We start from the raw sequence: 1,577 nt of genomic DNA, 5'->3' as shown, positions 1-1,577 counted from the left end.
GGAGCGTACTGAGCACTTTGGTTTACAGATCAGACCGGAGACATGGTTTACACCTTGTCGGAGATCGGTGGTTTCGTCGCTTTGGCTTTACGCACGATGATGCGTTCATGCCTTGGAAAGAGATACGTACCGTGGATCAGCGTCTGCAGTTTTTATCGAGTTATCAGAAGGAAGAGATGTCCGTGACCGATCTCTGTCACGAGTACGGCATCTCCCGCCCAACGGCTTACAAGTGGATCAAGCGTTACGACGAGGTTGGGCCGGAAGGCCTGCTGGATCTGACGCGCAAGCCTCATGGTTGCTCCCATGCGACACCGGCTCAGATCGAAAACGAGATCCTCGCTCTGCGGAAGCGATTTCCATCCTGGGGAGCACGGAAGCTGAAGGCGCGCCTGGAGCGTATGAACCCGAACGTGCCGTGGCCTGCAGCGAGTACGGTGGGCCAGATATTAAGACGCGCCGGGCTGACCAACCCGAAGCGCAAGAAGCGGCGCACGACTCCTTATTCCCAGCCGTTCTCGATGGTGACGGCGCCGAACCAGCTCTGGTGCATGGACTTCAAGGGGTACTTCATGACGGGCGACGGGCTTCGCTGCGACCCGTTCACCATCACTGATGCCCACAGCCGGTTCCTGATCCGCTGTCAGGCGGTGACACGCATGGATCTAGCCCAGGTGAGCGCCGTATGCGAGGCGGCGATGCGCGAGTTCGGCGTGCCGGAACGTATCCGCACTGACAACGGAACGCCGTTCGCCGGAACCGGACTGTTGGGCCTTTCAAGGCTCTCGCTCGCATGGATCAAGCTCGGCATCGTGCATGAACGCATTCAGCCGGGCAAGCCGCAGCAGAACGGCCGCCATGAACGGATGCACCGCACGTTGAAGGAAGATACAACCAACCCGCCAGCGCGGACGCTCACCGCGCAGCAGAAGAAGTTCGACAACTTCCGGGCGACCTTCAACCATGAACGTCCGCACGAAGCCCTCGCGAACGAGACCCCGGGCAGCATCTACGTCCCAAGCACCCGGATGCTACCGAGTCGTGCCGTACCGTTTGTTTATCCCAAGTCCATAGAGACGCGGCGTGTGAACTGCAGCGGCGATGTAAGTTGGCACAAGGGTCGAGTCTTTATCAGCGAAGTATTCCGCAACGAAGACCTCGGCTTCGAACAGATGGAGGAAGACCTCTATCGCGTCACGTTCCACAACATGGAACTCGGCGAGTTTAACAGCTCGGAGATGCCCTTCCGTCCAGTGCTGCGTGCCTAGATCGCGCGAACAACAAGCCGTGGAAATGCCAGGCTATGGAAAGCATGGAAAGCCATGGAGCCGGCTTCCCACCCTTCCCACAGCCCTTGGAAATCCCTTCGGGATTCCCACATTCCCACCGCTTCGACGACTACGGGTATTCTTTTTAAGACCGGCCAAGCCAGCCGCAAACACTCAACCAGAGCCACTTTCACCGCAAGGGGCTTGTAAAGCATGTCTCCGGTTCAAAATGTAAACGATGTTCCGGTACCCTCACCTCAGCAAAGGTTTGGTATCCGCCTCGTGCGCGTTACGCGCACATTATCTATC

Annotated in this window: 1 protein-coding gene; it reads left to right on the top strand. The window is 58.0% G+C overall.

Annotation, left to right across the window (positions count from 1 at the left end; genetic code table 11):
• The first annotated feature begins 107 nt into the window (after positions 1-107).
• The gene (locus AC5S26_RS29845; protein ID WP_494188586.1) at positions 108-1,268 is read left to right on the top strand and encodes an IS481 family transposase; all 1,161 of its coding nucleotides are present in this window, start codon (positions 108-110) and stop codon (positions 1,266-1,268) included.
• The last annotated feature ends 309 nt before the right edge of the window (positions 1,269-1,577 follow it).

Source organism: Edaphobacter sp. FHG110511_03, from assembly GCF_059115365.1.
The sequence above is the reverse complement of the archived record's forward strand: the minus strand, read 5'-3'. Positions and strand labels throughout refer to the sequence as shown.